Source organism: Streptomyces sp. NPDC006552 (assembly GCF_040611655.1).
GTDB lineage: Bacteria > Actinomycetota > Actinomycetes > Streptomycetales > Streptomycetaceae > Streptomyces.
The window spans coordinates 14,393-31,926 of the sequence record NZ_JBEXOS010000033.1 but is presented as its reverse complement, the minus strand read 5'-3'; the positions used below and the strand labels follow the sequence as shown (position 1 = coordinate 31,926).

The 17,534-nt window shown below is 68.3% G+C and carries 13 protein-coding genes; 7 read left to right on the top strand and 6 right to left on the bottom strand.

Annotated features, from left to right (window positions below):
• The first annotated feature begins 79 nt into the window (after positions 1 to 79).
• On the top strand, positions 80 to 2,794 hold the full coding sequence (gene acnA, locus ABZY33_RS20015; RefSeq protein WP_356492941.1) for an aconitate hydratase AcnA: 2,715 nt from the start codon (positions 80 to 82) through the stop codon (positions 2,792 to 2,794).
• 93 nt (positions 2,795 to 2,887) lie between these two features.
• On the opposite strand, the gene infA is transcribed toward acnA, so the two are convergent.
• From infA to ABZY33_RS19995, 4 genes are all read right to left on the bottom strand, one after another.
• Positions 2,888 to 3,106, bottom strand: coding sequence for a translation initiation factor IF-1 (infA, locus tag ABZY33_RS20010; RefSeq protein WP_356492940.1), 219 nt, complete (start codon positions 3,104 to 3,106; stop codon positions 2,888 to 2,890).
• Positions 3,106 to 3,870 carry a GNAT family N-acetyltransferase gene (locus ABZY33_RS20005; protein ID WP_356492939.1) on the bottom strand — a complete coding sequence of 255 codons (765 nt, stop codon included), beginning with the start codon at positions 3,868 to 3,870 and terminating at the stop codon, positions 3,106 to 3,108. Before ABZY33_RS20005 ends, infA begins: the two co-directional genes overlap by 1 nt.
• 179 nt (positions 3,871 to 4,049) lie before the next feature.
• The gene (locus ABZY33_RS20000) at positions 4,050 to 4,250 is read right to left on the bottom strand and encodes a DUF397 domain-containing protein (protein WP_356492938.1); all 201 of its coding nucleotides are present in this window, start codon (positions 4,248 to 4,250) and stop codon (positions 4,050 to 4,052) included.
• Positions 4,247 to 5,071, bottom strand: a complete 825-nt coding sequence (locus ABZY33_RS19995) for a helix-turn-helix transcriptional regulator (protein WP_356492937.1) — start codon at positions 5,069 to 5,071, stop codon at positions 4,247 to 4,249. Before ABZY33_RS19995 ends, ABZY33_RS20000 begins: the two co-directional genes overlap by 4 nt.
• A gap of 114 nt (positions 5,072 to 5,185) precedes the next feature.
• Here ABZY33_RS19995 and ABZY33_RS19990 point away from each other — a divergent pair, with 114 nt between their 5' ends.
• Positions 5,186 to 5,605, top strand: coding sequence for an ATP-binding protein (locus tag ABZY33_RS19990; protein WP_356492936.1), 420 nt, complete (start codon positions 5,186 to 5,188; stop codon positions 5,603 to 5,605).
• Positions 5,606 to 5,876: 271 nt separating this feature from the next.
• Here ABZY33_RS19990 and ABZY33_RS19985 read toward each other — a convergent pair whose 3' ends face one another.
• Complete coding sequence (locus ABZY33_RS19985) at positions 5,877 to 9,704, bottom strand: GH92 family glycosyl hydrolase (RefSeq protein ID WP_356492935.1); 3,828 nt, start codon at positions 9,702 to 9,704, stop codon at positions 5,877 to 5,879.
• A 180-nt stretch (positions 9,705 to 9,884) separates the two neighbouring features.
• The gene (locus ABZY33_RS19980; RefSeq protein WP_356492934.1) at positions 9,885 to 10,217 is read right to left on the bottom strand and encodes a hypothetical protein; all 333 of its coding nucleotides are present in this window, start codon (positions 10,215 to 10,217) and stop codon (positions 9,885 to 9,887) included.
• A gap of 1,191 nt (positions 10,218 to 11,408) precedes the next feature.
• Between ABZY33_RS19980 and ngcE the strand changes: the two genes are divergently transcribed.
• From ngcE to ABZY33_RS19955, 5 genes are all read left to right on the top strand, one after another.
• On the top strand, positions 11,409 to 12,818 hold the full coding sequence (gene ngcE / locus ABZY33_RS19975) for an N-acetylglucosamine/diacetylchitobiose ABC transporter substrate-binding protein (protein WP_356492933.1): 1,410 nt from the start codon (positions 11,409 to 11,411) through the stop codon (positions 12,816 to 12,818).
• A 7-nt stretch (positions 12,819 to 12,825) separates the two neighbouring features.
• Positions 12,826 to 13,887 carry a sugar ABC transporter permease gene (locus ABZY33_RS19970; RefSeq protein WP_356492932.1) on the top strand — a complete coding sequence of 354 codons (1,062 nt, stop codon included), beginning with the start codon at positions 12,826 to 12,828 and terminating at the stop codon, positions 13,885 to 13,887.
• The gene (locus ABZY33_RS19965) at positions 13,884 to 14,792 is read left to right on the top strand and encodes a carbohydrate ABC transporter permease (protein WP_356492931.1); all 909 of its coding nucleotides are present in this window, start codon (positions 13,884 to 13,886) and stop codon (positions 14,790 to 14,792) included. The genes ABZY33_RS19970 and ABZY33_RS19965 overlap by 4 nt, the downstream gene beginning before the upstream one ends.
• A 216-nt stretch (positions 14,793 to 15,008) precedes the next feature.
• The gene (locus tag ABZY33_RS19960) at positions 15,009 to 16,208 is read left to right on the top strand and encodes an ROK family transcriptional regulator (protein ID WP_356492930.1); all 1,200 of its coding nucleotides are present in this window, start codon (positions 15,009 to 15,011) and stop codon (positions 16,206 to 16,208) included.
• Between the two features lie 121 nt (positions 16,209 to 16,329).
• On the top strand, positions 16,330 to 17,454 hold the full coding sequence (locus tag ABZY33_RS19955; RefSeq protein WP_356492929.1) for a substrate-binding domain-containing protein: 1,125 nt from the start codon (positions 16,330 to 16,332) through the stop codon (positions 17,452 to 17,454).
• Positions 17,455 to 17,534 lie beyond the last annotated feature (80 nt).

Sequence of the window (17,534 nt, the reverse complement as noted above, 5' to 3'; positions counted from 1 at the left end):
GCCTTGCCTCAGCGAATTCGGCAACGTGGCGTGACGGCAGGATTGCGGTGGAACGCGCACATATATGAAGGAGACTGTCGTGTCGGCGAACAGCTTCGACGCCCGCAGCACGCTGCGCGTGGGCGACGAGTCGTATGAGATCTTCAGGCTGGACAAGGTCGAGGGCTCTGCTCGCCTTCCCTACAGCCTCAAGGTGCTGCTGGAGAACCTGCTCCGCACCGAGGACGGCGCGAACATCACCGCCGACCACATCCGTGCCCTCGGCGGCTGGGACTCCCAGGCCCAGCCCGCGCAGGAGATCCAGTTCACGCCGGCTCGCGTGATCATGCAGGACTTCACCGGCGTGCCCTGCGTCGTCGACCTCGCCACCATGCGTGAGGCCGTCAAGGAGCTGGGCGGCGACCCGGCCAAGGTCAACCCGCTCTCCCCGGCCGAGCTGGTCATCGACCACTCCGTCATCGCCGACAAGTTCGGCACGAAGGACGCCTTCGGCCAGAACGTCGAGCTGGAGTACGGCCGCAACAAGGAGCGCTACCAGTTCCTGCGCTGGGGGCAGACCGCCTTCGACGACTTCAAGGTCGTCCCCCCGGGCACCGGCATCGTCCACCAGGTCAACATCGAGCACCTGGCCCGCACGGTCATGGTCCGTAATGGCCAGGCGTACCCCGACACGCTGGTCGGCACCGACTCGCACACCACGATGGTCAACGGCCTGGGCGTGCTCGGCTGGGGCGTCGGCGGCATCGAGGCCGAGGCCGCGATGCTCGGCCAGCCGGTCTCCATGCTCATCCCGCGCGTCGTCGGCTTCAAGCTGACCGGTGAGCTCAAGGCCGGCACCACCGCCACCGACCTCGTCCTCACGATCACCGAGATGCTGCGCAAGCACGGCGTCGTCGGCAAGTTCGTCGAGTTCTACGGCGAGGGTGTGGCGGCCACGAGCCTCGCCAACCGCGCCACCATCGGCAACATGTCGCCGGAGTTCGGCTCCACCGCCGCGATCTTCCCGATCGACGACGAGACGCTGAAGTACCTGCGCCTGACCGGCCGCGACGAGCAGCAGGTCGCGCTCGTCGAGGCGTACGCCAAGGAGCAGGGCCTCTGGCTCGACCCGGCCGCCGAGCCCGACTTCTCCGAGAAGCTGGAGCTCGACCTCTCCACGGTCGTCCCCTCGATCGCCGGCCCGAAGCGCCCGCAGGACCGCATCGTCCTCGCGAACGCCGCCGAGCAGTTCAAGACGGACGTGCGCAACTACGTCGACTCGGTCGACGAGGCGGGCAAGGAGTCCTTCCCGGCCTCCGACGCCCCGGCCACCACGGACGGCGTCCCGTCGAACCCGGTCCTGGTGACCGCCCCCGACGGTTCGACGTACGAGCTGGACCACGGCGCGGTGACGGTCGCGGCCATCACCTCCTGCACCAACACCTCGAACCCGTACGTGATGGTCGCCGCCGCGCTCGTCGCGAAGAAGGCCGTCGAGAAGGGCCTGACCCGCAAGCCGTGGGTCAAGACCACCCTCGCCCCGGGCTCCAAGGTCGTCACCGACTACTTCGACAAGGCGGGGCTCACCCCCTACCTCGACAAGGTCGGCTTCAACCTCGTCGGCTACGGCTGCACCACCTGCATCGGCAACTCGGGCCCGCTGCCCGAGGAGGTCTCCCAGGCCGTCAACGACCACGACCTCGCCGTCACCTCGGTCCTCTCCGGCAACCGGAACTTCGAGGGCCGCATCAACCCCGACGTCAAGATGAACTACCTGGCGTCCCCGCCGCTGGTCGTCGCGTACGCCATCGCCGGTTCGATGAAGGTCGACATCACCAAGGACGCGCTCGGCGTCGACCAGGACGGCAAGCCCGTCCACCTGGCCGACATCTGGCCGACCGAGGCCGAGGTCAACGACGTCGTCGCCAACTCCATCGGCGAGGACATGTTCAACAAGTCCTACGCCGACGTCTTCGCGGGCGACGCCCAGTGGCAGGCGCTGTCGATCCCGACCGGCGACACCTTCGAGTGGGACAGCGAGTCCACCTACGTCCGCAAGCCCCCGTACTTCGAGGGCATGACGATGGAGACCACTCCGGTCTCCGACATCACGGGCGCCCGCGTCCTCGCCAAGCTGGGCGACTCGGTCACCACCGACCACATCTCCCCGGCCGGCGCGATCAAGGCCGACACCCCGGCCGGCAAGTACCTCACCGAGCACGGTGTGGAGCGTCGTGACTTCAACTCCTACGGCTCGCGCCGGGGCAACCACGAGGTCATGATCCGCGGCACGTTCGCCAACATCCGCCTGCGCAACCAGATCGCGCCGGGCACCGAGGGCGGCTACACCCGCGACTTCACGAAGGAGGACGCTCCCGTCTCCTTCATCTACGACGCCTCGCGCAACTACATCGAGCAGGGCACCCCGCTGGCCATCCTGGCCGGCAAGGAGTACGGCTCCGGCTCGTCGCGCGACTGGGCCGCCAAGGGCACCGCGCTCCTCGGCGTCAAGGCCGTCATCGCCGAGTCCTACGAGCGCATCCACCGCTCGAACCTCATCGGCATGGGCGTCCTGCCGCTCCAGTTCCCGGAGGGCCAGACCGCGTCCTCCCTCGGCCTGACCGGCGAGGAGACGTTCTCCTTCACCGGCGTCGAGGAGCTGAACAACGGCACCACCCCGAGCACGGTCAAGGTCACCACCGACACCGGCGTGGAGTTCGACGCGGTCGTCCGCATCGACACCCCCGGCGAGGCGGACTACTACCGCAACGGCGGCATCATGCAGTACGTGCTGCGCAACCTGATCCGCAACTGAGCGGCGGGTCGCAGTAGTGAGGGCCGCGTCCCGGGGGTGCCCGGGGCGCGGCCCTTCGCGTTGCGCACGGTGCTCAGTGAGCGCCGGGGCGGATCAGTTGCGGTAGCGGTAGAGGATCCGGCCGCGCGTCAGGTCGTAGGGGCTCAGCTCCACCAGGACCCGGTCGAACGGCAGGATCTTGATGTAGTTCTTGCGGATCTTGCCGCTGATGTGGGCGAGCACCTTGTGCCCGTTCGTCAGCTCCACTTGGAACGTGGCGTTGCGCAGGCACTCGGTGACGGTGCCCTCGATCTCGATACCGGTCTTGGACATCAGTGAAGTACGACCTCCAGGTTGGTTCCGACGCGTTCCGCGCCGATGTCGTCGAACAGTGCGGCGGCGGCCGTGTTGGCCGCGCCGATCTCGGCCGTGGCCCGGGTGGTCCCCGACCGGTGCAGGGAGTTCAGCACGTCGGACAGGAGCGCCCGCGCGATCCCGCGCCGCTGCCGCTCCGCCCGTACGGCGAGCAGCCCGATCCTGGGCTGCCGGGGGACCGGCGCCACCCGGATCAGCCCTGCGTACCGGTCGCTCTCGGCGGCGACCGCGTACTTCGTCGGGTCGACCACCGTGGCGTCGTCCAGGCGCGGCAGCACCTCGGCCGGCATCTCCCGCCAGCCGAGCGTCGCCTCGACCTCGGCCCTGATCGCGCGGTCCAGCTCGCGCAGGGGTTCCTTCTCCGCCGCGCCCAGCGGGAGGATCGTCACGCCCTCAGGCGGGCGGGCCGCGCCGAGTCCGGTGATCTCCGGGTCGGTCGGTACGCGGTACACGTGCTCGGTGCGCGCGGGGGTGAATCCCGCCTGCTCCCACCGGGACGACAGCGCCAGGTCGGCGGTGTCGACCAACGTGTACAGCGGCCTCGGCAGCTCCGCCAGCATGGCGGCGGCGAGCCGGTCGAACGCCGTGTCGTGCCAGGCGTCGATGCTCAGGAAGGTCCGGCCGTCGTGCCTGCGCCAGGTCTCGCCCCGGCCGACCACCTGGTCGTCCTCCAGCGCGTGCCAGTGCCGGTCGGCCACGCGCGTGATCTCTGTGGTGTCCATAGGTCTCTGCCTCTCGGAATCGCCCAGTACGGGCGCTCCCGGCGACCTATGTCAGTGGCCGGCCCGTGAGAAGGAGGAGAGCACCCACGTGCGTACTGCTGTCATGGGTCCCACCTCCTCGGGGTGCGTCACGGTTCGCGCCAGACTGTAAGCGACGTGCTGCCGCCGCGTCCACGCAATTAGGCGCGGGGCAACTGGAGGAACGCCGCCCAGGCGCGGGGCGCCACCGTGCAGTGGGGGCCTTCGGGGTTCTTGGAGTCGCGGATGTGGATGGCGGTGGGGTGGGTGCACATCCGGGTCCAGTTGTAGGCGACTTCGAGACAAGCGCCGCCCTCGTCACTGCTGTAGCTCGACTTGAACCAGTTCTGTGCGGTCGTCATTGCTCTCCTAGCAGCCGGTCCAGCAGGCCCTTCGTCGCCTCTGGGCTCAGAGCCTGTGACCGCAGCATCGCATACTTGCGTTCCAGGACGGAGACTTCGCCCGGGTGGGAAACCCACTGGCTGCCGCGCTGCGACTCGGTGTAGGCGAGGTGTTGATGGTCCGGGGTTTCAAGGAGGATGAACGGCCCTGCCGTTCCAGCGTTCTCCGGCGCGTCGAGGGCCAGTACCTGCAACGACAGTCCAGGAAGATCGGCGCATTCGCGCAGGAACCGCAACTGCCCGGCCCGTACCAGCGGTTCGGCGATAGCCAGCTTGAGCGCGGGCTCCCACACGACGAAGCTGAGCGTCGGCGGGCACTTGCGGTGCAGGATCTCCTGCCGCTCGGCACGCCCTGCCACCTTGGTCTCGATCTCGTCCTCGTCGTACGCGGGTACGCGCTGCCCGAGCAGCGTCCGGGCGAACTCCGAAGTCTGGAGGAGACCGGGCACGACCAAAGTGTCGTACCAGGACAGGGCGATGGCCTCCCGCTCGTGCTGGATGTACGACTCGGCCCACAAGGGGAACTGGTCGATCTCCGGCACATTGGCGACCGCGACGGCCAACGCCCCTTTGGTGTCCAGCGCTTGATCCATCAGCACGGCCGTGTCCATCGGCAACGGTCGCCTGCCCTGCTCGTACGCCGCGATGGTGGACTCCGCGATCACCAGTCTGGTGGCCAGCGTCGCCTGGGTGTATCCGGCCGCCTTGCGGAACAGGGCGAGCAGCTCACCGACCATCCTCAACGCCGACGGATTCTTCGGCGGACGCTTCCCAGGGCTCATGACGGTCAATCTCCCCGCCCCCACTCCCACTCGACCCCACGGGAACCCCGACAAAAAATCTGTCGGGGTCGACCCACTGTCCCGAGTGAATCACCCTCCACGACATTGGCATCCATGAATGAGGCAACCCGCGAGCGCTTCTACCGCCGTGAACGTCAATCGGTGCCCGCCGCCCGGGAGTTCACCCGAGCCGCCCTCGCCGCCTGGGGAAAGACGGCCCGCGCGGACGACATCCTGCTCTGCGTCAGCGAGCTGACGACCAACGCGCTGCTCCACGGGGTGCCGCCCGGCCGGGGCTTCCTGCTGCGGATCACGCGCGACGAGGCAGAGGGCACCGTCCACGTGGAGGTCCACGACAGCGGCACCGGAACCCCGGCCGTCCCCCGGTGGAGCGCCACCGCCGAGAACGGGCGCGGGCTGATCCTCGTAGAGGCACTGGCCGACACCTGGGGCGTGGGGGAGCGGGACCCGGGCAAGGTGGTGTGGTGCGCGTTCGGGCCCGGTGGCCGGGGCGCGCGGCCGCCCTGCGGGTGACGGCGCGGAGCCCTGTGGTGGAGGGCATGCGCGGGCACCGAGCACTGACGCGCCCCCTGTCCGCCGTCGGCGCCACCGGCCGTTCCCCCGGGCCCAGCGGCGGGAGACGTGACGGCCGGGACGGGCCCGCGGACCGGCGGCAGGACCGGCGCCTGCCCCTTCCTGACCGGTCGGGGCTCCCGCCCCGCCCGAGACCGCCCTCCGGGAACGCCAGAGGCGGACGTGAACCCGCCACGCCCGCCCCTGACCTCACCCGCTCATCGCGGGTCCGTCACGACAGCAGCTCCACCTCCGCCACCGTCGGCGCGTCGCCGGTGAACACCAGGCGGTAGTGCCGGTGCGAGCCCGGCGCCGCGACCGTGAACGCCCGCGTCTGCTTGTCCCACGCGAAGGACTCGCCGGACCGCTTGTCCACCGGCTTCCAGGACGTGCCGTCGTCCGAGGCCTCCAGGGCCCAGGCCGTGGGGGCCTTCGCCTTGTCGGCCGAGGTCAGCGTGTACTGCACGGCCTTCGTGCCGTCCGCGCCGACCGGCAGCTCCACCGGCTGCGACAGGCTCGCGCTCGTCGCCGAGGAGTTGTCGAACAGCGCCCCCGACCCGGTGATGGCGTCCTTGCGCGGCGAGGGCACCTTGTCGTCCTGCGTGATCGAGGTCGGCGCCGCGTCCTTGCCGGTGCCCCACGCCGACGGCTTCGAGCCCATCGCGAACTCGATGACCCCGCCCTTGGCGACGATCGAGTGCGGCAGCGACGTCTTGTTCCACGCCTTGCCGTTGACCTTCAGGCCCTGCACGTAGATGTTCTTCGCGCTGTTCTTCGGCGCCTTGATGACGAGCTTCTTGCCGTGCTCCAGGTGCAGCGTCATCTTCGTGAACTGCGGGGAGCCGATGGCGTACTCGCCGCTGCCCATGACCAGGGGGTAGAAGCCCATCGAGGAGAAGAGGTACCAGGCCGACTGCTCGCCGTTGTCCTCGTCGCCGTGGTAGCCCTGGCCGATCTCGCTGCCCGTGTAGAGCCGGGAGAGGACCTCGCGGACCTTCTCCTGCGTCTTCCAGGGCTGGCCCGCCGCGTCGTACATGTACGTGACGTGGTGCGCGACCTGGTTGGAGTGGCCGTACATGCCCATCCGCACGTCCCGCGCCTCGGTCATCTCGTGGATGACCCCGCCGTAGGAACCGGCGACGTCCGACGAGCCGGTCTCGGTCGTCGAGAAGTACGTGTCGAGCTTCTTGGCGAGACCGCTTCTGCCGCCGTAGAGGTTCGCGAGGCCCTTGCTGTCCTGGACGGCGGTGAACGCGTAGCCCCAGGCGTTGGTCTCGGTGTAGTCGTAACCCCAGATCGCGGGGTCGAACTTGTCCGAGGCCACACGCCAGCCGCCCTTGGCGTCCTTGCCCTGGAAGAAGCCCGTGCCGGCGGCCTTGTCGTCGAACATGTTCACGTAGTCACGGGCACGGTTGAGGAAGTACTCCGACTCCTCCTTGTACTGCTTCTTGCCCGTCTTCTTGTAGAGGGCCTGGCCCATCTGCGCGATGCCGTAGTCGTTGAGGTAGCCCTCAAGAGCCCACGACAGGCCCTCGTGCGTGTCGGAGCTGGTGTAGCCGAGGAAGGGCGAGGTCTCCATGCCCTTGCGGCCGACCCCCGACTGCGGCGGCACCACGGTCGCGTTCTTCACCGCCGCCTTGTACGCGTCCTCGGCGTCGAAGTCGACGCCCTTGACGTACGCGTCGGCGAAGGCGACGTCCGAGGACGTGCCGGTCATCAGGTCCGCGTAACCGGGCGAGGACCAGCGCGAGATCCAGCCGCCGTCCTTGTACTGCTGCACGAACCCGTCGACCAGCTCACCCGCCTTGTCCGGCGTCAGCAGCGAGTACGCGGGCCAGGTGGTGCGGTAGGTGTCCCAGAAGCCGTTGTTGACGTACGGCTTGCCGTCGACGATCTTCGCGCCGGTGTGGGTCGGGGTGTCGGGACCCGTCATCGGCGAGAACGGCGAGGCGTACTGAGACTTCGAACCGACCTGCTCGAAGCCGGAGTTGGGGTACAGGTACAGCCGGTACAGCGAGGAGTACAGCGAGGTCCGCTGGTCCTCGGTGGCACCCTCCACCTCCACCTTGTTCATCAGCGCGTCCCACTGGGCGCGCGCGGCGTCGCGCACGGACGTGAACGACTTCTTCTGCGGCAGCTCCTGCGCCAGGTTGGCCTTGGCCTGGTCGAGACCGATCAGCGAGGTCGCCAGGCGCAGCGTGACCGTGCGGTCCTTGCCCGCGTCGAAGGTGAAGTGCCCCTTCACGCCCGAGGACTCGGCGTCCTTGACCGGCTTGTCGAAGACGCCGTAGACGAACAGCCGTGTGGCGCCCGTCGACAGGCCCGACTTCACGTCCGAGTAGCCGGTGACGACGCCGTTGTCCTTGTCGAGCGTGAGACCGCCCTGCTCGGAGACGTTGTCGAAGACGACGCTCGCGTCCTTGCCCGGGTAGCTGAAGCGCAGCGCGGCGGCGTGGTCGGTCGGCGTCATCTCCGCCTTCACGCCGTTCTCGAACGTCACGCCGTAGTAGTACGGCTTCGCCGTCTCGTTCTCGTGCTTGAAGGGCAGCGCGCGGCCGGTGCGGGAGGTGTCCACCGTGGCCGCGGCCGACGGCATCATCTGGAACGTCTGCCGGTCGCCCATCCACGGACTCGGCTCGTGGCTCGCCGCCAGCGCCTCCATCGTGGGCAGGTTGTCCGCGTCGTTGTCCCGCGCGTAGTCGTACAGCCAGCTCAGCGAACCGGCGTTGGTCACCGGCGTCCAGAAGTTGAACCCGTGCGGCACGGCCGTCGCCGGGAAGGTGTTGCCGCGCGAGAAGCCGCCGCTGGAGTTGGTGCCGCGCGTCGTGGAGGCGTAGTCGCTCAAGTGCGCCTTGGGACGCACCGGTGCGGCCTGGTCGACAGTGATGTCGTCGACCCAGCCGCGGAACTTGGCCGGCCCCTTCGGGGAGTCGTACGCGACCAGGACGCGGTCGATCGTCTTGCCCGCGGCGACCGAGCCGATGCCCGACTTCACCGCGTTCCACTGGTTCACGTACAGCCGCTTGGCCGCGCCCTGCCCCTGCGGGGTCAGCAGTCCGCCGTTGGAGTCGACGGCCTTCAGGTCGCTCAGGTACGTGCCGTCGGTGAAGGCGAGGTCGACGGAGACGTTCGTGGCGTCGTAGTCCAGGTCCGTGTCGGCCATCTGCGGGAAGACCTTGTACGACAGCTCGGTGTTCTTGCGCACCGCCACGTCGACGTCGAAGACCTTGTTGTACGAGTACGCGCGCCCGTCGCCCTTGTGCGTGCCCGCGTAGCGCAGCGCGCGCTTGCCGGTGAAGCCGGCGCCGGCCTTGGCCGTCGGCGAGCCGCTCGGCCCGCGGTCCACGAGCGAGAGCATGTCCTCGGGCGCGGGGGCCTGGTCGTCCCCGGTCGAGAGCTGGAGGTCGGCGAGCTGGGTGGCGTCGGTCGCGCCGTTGTTCTTGGTGAACTCGATGCGGAAGTGGGCGTACTTCGCCGGCTTCTCGATCGTGTACGTCTTCGTCTGGAACCGCTTGTCGAACGTTTCGCCCGAGCGGGAGTCCAGCGTGGTCCACTGCGTGCCGTCGGCCGAACCCTTGAGGGTCCAGTCCTTCGGGTCGCGCTCGTCGTGGTCGTTGGCGGAGGTCAGCGCGTACTGGGTGACCTCGGCCGGCCCGTCCAGGTCGTACTCGACCCAGGCGGCCGGGGTGAACGCCAGCCACTTGCTGCTCGACTCGCCGTCGAGCAGGTGCTCCTTGGTCTCGCCGCCGCCCGCGTTCTCGTCGCTGGCGCGGACCTCGGTGACATGGCTGTTGACGCTGCCCGGTATGCCGCCGCTGTAGCCGCCGTCGACGCCGCTCGCCCGCTTGCCGCCGCCCGGGGCGGTGTCGACGGTGTTCAGCCAGTCCGGCGCGGGCTGGCCCTCCTCGAAGGAGGAGCTGAACTCCGTGGCCGGCCGCGGCTTGTGGGCCTGGCTCGCGGCCGCCGCCCCCTGGCCGGCCGCGGTCAGTACCAGTGCGGCCGCCCCCAGGGCCGCCGTACTGGCGAGTTTGTGTCTGGATCGGATCGATCTGCCCTGCATGGGTGAGCCCCTCCCGGAGCTGTCGACAACGTTGTCAGTTGGCTGCGCAACGTCCAGTAGGGAGGCAAGGGGTCAGTGGTGTCAAGGGTGTTGGCGCGGGTCGGGGAGCGGGCCGGGACGGATCACCCCCGCCGCGCCGGGCCGATCGCGCCGGCCGCCGTGGCGGCGGGGGCGGCACCGTCAGGCGGGGCTGAGCCGCAGCGTCTCGATCCGGTCCCATTCCGCGGCCGCGAGCCGCTCGTGGACGCGCAGTCCGGGGGCGGCCAGGACGTGCAGGTACTGGGGCGGCGTGAGGTTGCGCGCGAGCGCGACGAGGGTCTCCAGGGCGCCGTTCGCCAGGTACTTGACCTGTGCCAGGTCCACCGTGATCGCTTCGGCCTCCCGGCCGGCCTCGGCCACGGCGACCGCCAGGGGGGCTTTGTGGGCTCCGACGATCTCGCCGCAGAGCCGGACACCGGGGGTGTGCCGCAGGGGGGTGATGAGGAGGCGTTCGTCGACGAAATAGCCGCGCATGCGGGGGTCCCAGGGGCCATGCGCCGTCCGGCGAGGAGCGGTGGGTCCCACTTCGGCCGGGCCCGCCGTCGAACGGCTCGTTCGGAGCGGGACCGAGTACCCGCGAATGGCAGCCGCTGGCGTAGGGCCTCCCTGGGCCCGAGTGGTCGCCGGACGCAGGGTCACCGCGCTGACGGCGACGAAGAGTCCACGGACTGCTACGGAGCGTACAGGGCGGGTCCGTGCGCGGGTAGTCCCGCGATTCCGGAGCGCGGAGCGGCGCGAGCCTCGCGGGTGGTGGGGGGAGCCGGGTTCGGGCCGGAGCTGAAGATGGCCAGAACGCCTTCTTGAATCCCGGGCGTTCGTTCATTTTCCGAACACAGCGACCCCGAAACGTGCACCGAGATGCCCCACAAGAATGTTTTCGCGCCGCTTCACCCCACCTGGACACCTCGGTGGCTTCCCGTCCGGGCCGTACCACTACATCCTTTGGAGGCAACGGAGTTGGGAAGATCGACATCTACCGGGCTGCGGCTTATTTCCGGGAGGTCTCAACTCGGAAAAGACCGGCGCCCAAACCTGCATTCGATCTTGCCCAGCTCACAGTGAGTGGACTATACCTGTCGGCGTCCGCCCCGGCCGTGTTCAGGCCGCGGCCGGACCCGGGGGGACCAGGGGGAATCGGCGGCGCGTGCGGTGCGTGCGAGCCGGGTGTCTCTGTCGATCCCGGAACTCCCGTACCACCCAGCTCCATCTGCGTTCCCCCGGGACGGAGCATTTCCGGAAGGCCTTCCGGAAATGCTTTTCCGGTCCGGGGCCCGGGATTCGCTCCCGGCACGACACAGCACATCACCGCGGTGCCGGGGAAGATCCCGTTCACCGCCTGAGTCCTGTTGGAAGGCGAGGACTTGAGCATGGGACCCACCCCCGGCGTAGGCCATCGCGATCTGATCGAGCGGAGCGCGACCGTGGCTCCCGCCGCGGCTCTGGCGACCGCCTCTTCGGCATCGCTCAGCTGATCGCCGACGGCGCCCCCGAGCGGCTCCGAGACGACACGAAACGCCCCGACGCGCATCTCCGCCGCAGCTCAGGCGAAGACCCGCACCAGGGCGCGCTCCACGAGACGTGCGGCCGGCGCAGGGCCGACCCGGCCCGGCGGCCGCACACTCAGCACACCCCGTACAGCTCCATTCGATCAGTGAGGATGCAGAGATGACCATTCGTGCCGGCTCTCTTGACAGGCGGACGCTCCTGCGCGGGGCGATCGCGACCGCGGCCATGGGTTCCTTCGCGGTCGCGTGTGGCTCTCCCTCCAGCAAGGACAGCGACAGCGACAGCGGCCCGAAGGGCGAGAAGAGCGCCAAGAACCCGTTCGGTGTCGCCGCGAACTCCAAGGTCGACGCGGCCATCTTCAACGGCGGCTACGGCACCGACTACGTCAGCTACACCGGCAAGGTCGTCGGAAGCCAGGTCAAGGGCCTCACGGTCCAGGTCAAGCCGGTGGTCGACATCGCCCCTGAGCTCCAGCCCCGCTTCGTCGGCGGCAACCCGCCGGACCTGATCGACAACTCCGGTGAGGACCAGATCGGCTTCCTCGGCATCCTCGACCAGCTCGAGGAGCTCGACGACGTGTTCGAGGCCAACACCTACGAGGGCAAGAAGATCGCCGACATCGTCTACCCCGGTGTCAAGGGCCCCGGGACGTTCAAGGACAAGTTCGTCGGGCTCAACTACGTGATGACGGTGTACGGCGTCTGGTACTCGAAGACGCTGTTCGAGGCCAACAACTGGACCCCGCCGAAGACCTGGGACGAGGCGCTCGACCTCGGCCAGAAGGCGAAGAAGAAGGGCAAGTACCTCTTCGTCCACGGCAAGGAGGCGGCGACCTACTACCGCACGCTCCTGATCGACTCGGCGATCAAGGAGGGCGGTGACGAGGTCCGCATCGCGCTGGAGAACCTGGAGAAGGACTCCTGGTCGCACCCGGCCATCCAGGGCGTGCTCAAGGTCATGGAGACCATGGTCAAGCAGAAGATGTTCGTCCCCGGCGGCTCCGGCACCCAGTTCCAGAAGGCGCAGGCGATCTGGAGCAACGACCAGAAGGCGCTGCTCTACCCGTCCGGTGGCTGGATCGAGAACGAGATGAAGAAGGCCACCAAGGCCGACTTCCAGATGACCGGCATTCCGTCGATGACGCTCACCGACAAGCCGAAGCTGCCCTACGAGGCGATTCGCGCGGCCGCGGGCGAGCCGTTCATCGTGCCCAAGCAGGGCAAGAACCCGGCCGGCGGCAAGGAAGTCCTGCGGGCGATGCTGTCCGAGAAGGCGGCGGCGAACTTCTCGAAGACGAAGCTGGCCCCGACGATCGTCAAGGGCACCGTGCCCGCCGACGGTTACGGGTCGTCGGCCCTCGTCTCGCAGACGAAGATGCTCGATGCCGCCGGCACCAACATCTTCACGTACAACTTCATCGAGGCGTACGGGATGAACACGGACCAGCTGGTGCCGTGGAACTCCTTCCTCGCCGGTGACCTCGACGCCAAGGGTCTGACCTCGGCTCTTCAGAAGATCTCGGACAAGGTCAGGGAAGACGACTCCGTCGACAAGATCAAGGTCAGCTAAGACAGCGATGAAAGACACGATCACCACATCCGACACCGCGAGCCGCCGGCCCACGCCGGCCGCTCGCGGTGGGCGGCCCCGGCGCCGCAAGCTCACCTTCGACCGGGTGACGTTCTTCCTCGCGTTCCTCGGTGTCCCGCTGGCCATCTTCGTGCTCTTCGTCCTGTACCCCTTCGTCCAGGCGGTCTTCTGGGCGATGACGGACTGGCGCGGCTTCAGCCCGGACTACGAGTTCGTCGGCCTCGACAACTTCACCAAGATGTTCCAGGACGACATCTTCCTGAAGGCCTTGCGCAACGTCGTGCTGCTGGCGGTCTGCGTGCCCCTGGTGACGCTGACGCTCGCCCTGTGCGTCGCGGTGGCCATCACCCTGGGCGGGCCCAGCAAGGGCCCCGTCCGGGGGATCAAGGGAGCGTCGTTCTACCGGATCATCTCGTTCTTCCCCTACGTCGTGCCGGCGATCATCGTCGGCCTGATCTGGGCGCAGATGTACGACCCGAACGCAGGCCTGCTCAACGGCGTCCTCACCGGGCTCGGTCTCGACGGGTTCGACAAGTTCGCCTGGCTGGGCGAGACGACGACCGCGATGCCGGCCCTGATGTTCGTCATCGTCTGGGGGCTCGTCGGGTTCTACGCGGTGCTCTTCATCGCCGCGATCAAGGGGGTTCCCGGCGAGCTGTACGAGGCCGCCAAGATCGACGGGGCCGGCCGGTTCCGGACGACGATCTCGATCACCCTGCCGTCGATCCGGGACACGGTGCAGACGGGCTACATCTACCTGGGCATCGCCGCCCTGGACTCGTTCGTCTACGTACAGGCCATGCTGCCGGGCGGTGGACCGGAGAACTCGACACTGACGATCAGCCAGCGGCTGTTCAGCGTCGCTTTCGCCAAGCAGCAGTTCGGCTACGCCACCGCGATGGGTGTCGTCCTCGCCGTCGTCACCCTGGTCTTCGCGGCGCTGGTCTTCCTCGTCAACCGTCTGACGGGCGGCGGCGAGGGCGAGGGCAAGAAGAACGCGCGTGGGTTGAAGGCTCGGCGTGCCGGAGCCAAGGGAGTTGCCCAGTGAGCGTCATAGCCGCTGACCGCAAGCAGGCGAGTGAGCGCAAGCCGGCGCGGGACCGGAAGCTGGCGAGAGCTGCCGAGAGCAGCGACCGCAGGTTCGCGGTGATCTCGCACACCTTGCTGATCCTGTGGTCCGTGATCGTGATCGTGCCCATGCTGTGGGTGCTGGTCTCGTCGTTCAAGTCGACCAGCGAGATCCTGTCGTCGCCGTTCGCTCTGCCGCACCGCTGGCGGTTCGAGAACTACGCGCACGCGTGGACCGACGCGAGCATCGGGAAGTACTTCCTCAACTCGGTGATCGTCGTGGTCTGCGCACTGGTCCTGGTGATGCTGCTGGGCGCGATGTGCGCCTACATCCTGGCCCGGTTCGAGTTCCCCGGCCGCCGGCTGATCTATTACGTGATGCTCGCCGGGCTGACCTTCCCCGTCTTCCTGGCGATCGTGCCGCTCTTCTTCCAGCTCCAGAACTTCGGGCTGCTGAACACGCGGCCGGGGCTGATCCTCACCTACGTCGCGTTCGCGCTGCCGTTCACGATGTTCTTCCTGTACTCGTTCTTCCGGTCCCTGCCGCACGACGTCTACGAGGCCGCGCTGATCGACGGCGCGGGGGACTGGCGGGCGTTCTTCCAGGTGATGCTGCCGATGGCCCGTCCGGGCATGGCCGCGGTGGCGATCTTCAACTTCCTCGGGCTGTGGAACCAGTTCCTGCTGCCGGTGGCACTCAACACCAACCAGGACAAGTGGGTCCTCACCCAGGGGATGTCCGCCTACGCGTCCTCACAGGTCTACAACATCGACTACGGCGGCCTGTTCGCGGCGATCGTGATCTCGGTGGTGCCCGTACTGATCGTGTACATCATCTTCCAGCGCCGGATCGCCGGTTCGGTGTCGCAGGGCACCTTCCGCTGACGCCGGCACGTAACCGCCGTCTCACCCGGCGCGCACACGGGTCCGGCCCCGGAGAGACACCTCTTCGGGGCCGGACCCGTGCGCGCGCTCGCTGGAACCGATTTCCGTCAAGGGCTTGACGGCAGATGCCCCTTCAGCGGAGCTTGGAGTTCATAACTTGTACAAGGGTCGGTCACCCGGTGTGACGCGGACCAGGGGCAGAGGTGGGATGAGTCAATGGAGACTCCGGGGTCGCAGTCATCGCTGCACCGGGCCAATCTGGAGCGGGTCGTACGCGCCGTGCGGCTCGCCGGTTCGCTGACGCAGGCGGAGATCGCGAGGACGACAGGGCTCTCCGCGGCCACGGTCTCCAATATCGTCCGCGAGCTGAAGGAGGGCGGGACCGTCGAGGTCACGCCGACCTCGGCCGGGGGGCGCAGGGCGCGCAGCGTCTCGCTCAGCGGTGACGCGGGCATCGTGATCGGCGTCGACTTCGGCCACACGCACCTGCGCGTGGCCATCGGCAACCTGGCCCACCAGGTGCTCGCGGAGGAGTCCGAGCCGCTGGACGTGGACGCCAGCGCCGCCCAGGGCTTCGACCGGGCCGAGGAGCTGGTGGAGCGGCTCGTCGCCGCCACCGGCGTGGACCGCGCCAAGGTCGCGGGGGTGGGGCTCGGCGTGCCGGGCCCCATCGACGTGGAGAGCGGCACGCTGGGCTCCACCTCGATCCTGCCGGGCTGGTCCGGCACGCGGCCCGCGGAGGAGCTGGGCCGGCGCCTGGGGGTGCCGGTGCACGTCGACAACGACGCGAACCTCGGCGCGCTGGGCGAGCTGGTGTGGGGCAGCGGGCGCGGCGTGCGGGACCTCGCGTACATCAAGGTGGCGAGCGGCGTCGGCGCCGGGCTCGTCATCGAGGGGAAGATCTACCGGGGGCCCGGTGGCACCGCGGGCGAGATCGGGCACATCACGCTGGACGAGTCGGGCCCGGTCTGCCGCTGCGGCAACCGCGGCTGCCTGGAGACCTTCACCGCCGCCCGGTACGTGCTGCCGCTGCTCCAGTCGAGCCACGGCACCGATCTGACCATGGAGGGCGTGGTCCGGCTCGCCCGCGACGGGGACCCGGGCTGCCGCCGCGTCATCGCCGACGTGGGCCGGCACATCGGCTCGGGTGTCGCGAATCTCTGCAATCTGCTCAACCCCAGCCGGGTCGTCCTCGGCGGCGATCTGGCGGAGGCCGGAGAGCTGGTCCTGGGGCCCATCAGGGAGTCCGTGGGACGCTATGCGATCCCGAGCGCCGCCCGTCAACTCTCCGTCCTCCCAGGGGCGTTGGGGGGCCGCGCGGAGGTGCTCGGCGCGCTCGCGCTGGCCCTCAGCGAGATGGGTGATTCGACCCTTTTGGATGGATCTGTTCCATCGGTAGCACCTGCCTTCACTTAGAGAACGCATGACACCGTTGCCATCTCGTTAAGGATTTACTCCTTGACGCTGGGGTTGCGGCCGAGTTGACTTCCAGCCACCTCGGCCGCAACGTCGCGGCCTCGTCAGGGAGGTTTCTGAAGTGAACACGCGTACGCGTCGTGCCGCCGTTGCGTTCTGTGCCACCGCCATGGCCGTCTCTCTCGCCGCCTGCGGCTCCGCCAAGGAGTCCAAGGGTGACGACGGGGACAAGTCGTCCAGCACCAAGAAGGGCGACGACATCACCGTCGGTCTGCTCCTGCCGGAGAACCAGACCGCTCGCTACGAGAAGTTCGACAAGCCGATCATTGAGAAGCAGATATCCACGCTGACCAATGGCAAGGGCAAGCTCGAGTACCTGAACGCCAAGCAGGACGCGACCCTCCAGTCGCAGCAGATCGACACGATGATCACCAAGAAGGTCGACGTGCTGATCCTGGACGCGGTCGACTTCAAGGCCGTCGCCAGCGGCGTCAAGAAGGCCAAGGACGCGGGCATCCCCGTCGTCGCGTACGACCGCCTGGCCGAGGGTCCGATCGCCGCCTACACCTCGTTCGACAACACCGAGGTCGGCAAGACCCAGGGTGAGGCGCTGCTGAAGGCCATGGGCTCCAAGGCCACCAAGAGCAGCAAGATCGTCATGATGAACGGCGCGGTCACCGACCCGAACGCCAAGCAGTTCAAGGACGGCGCCCACTCCGTCCTCGACGGCAAGGTCACCATCGCCAAGGAGTACGACACCAAGGAGTGGAAGCCGGAGAACGCCAACGCCAACATGGAAGGCGCCATCTCCGCGGTCGGCAAGGACAAGATCGCCGGCGTCTACTCCGCCAACGACGGCATGGCGGGCGGCTCCATCACCGCGCTGAAGGCCGCGGGCGTCAGCAAGCTCCCCCCGGTCACCGGCCAGGACGCCGAGCTCGCCGGTGTGCAGCGGATCATCACCGGTGACCAGTACATGAGCGTCTTCAAGTCGTACCCGCAGGAGGCCGAGACCGTCGCCAAGATGGCCGTCTCCATCGCGAAGAACGGCAAGCTCGACGAGGGCATCGCCACCGGCACCGTGGACAGCGGCAGCGAGAAGGGCGTCCCCTCGGTGATCGTCCCGGTCGTCTCCCTGACCAAGGACAACATCAAGGACACGGTCATCAAGGAGGGTTACTACACCCTCGGCGAGATCTGCACCGCCAAGTACAAGGCGGCCTGCGACAAGATCGGTCTGAAGTAACCCCCCTGTCCCGCACGGGACCTGCGCGCCACCACTGGTAGCGCTCCTGTGTGAGCACGTCCGGCGCCCCGCCGCCGACA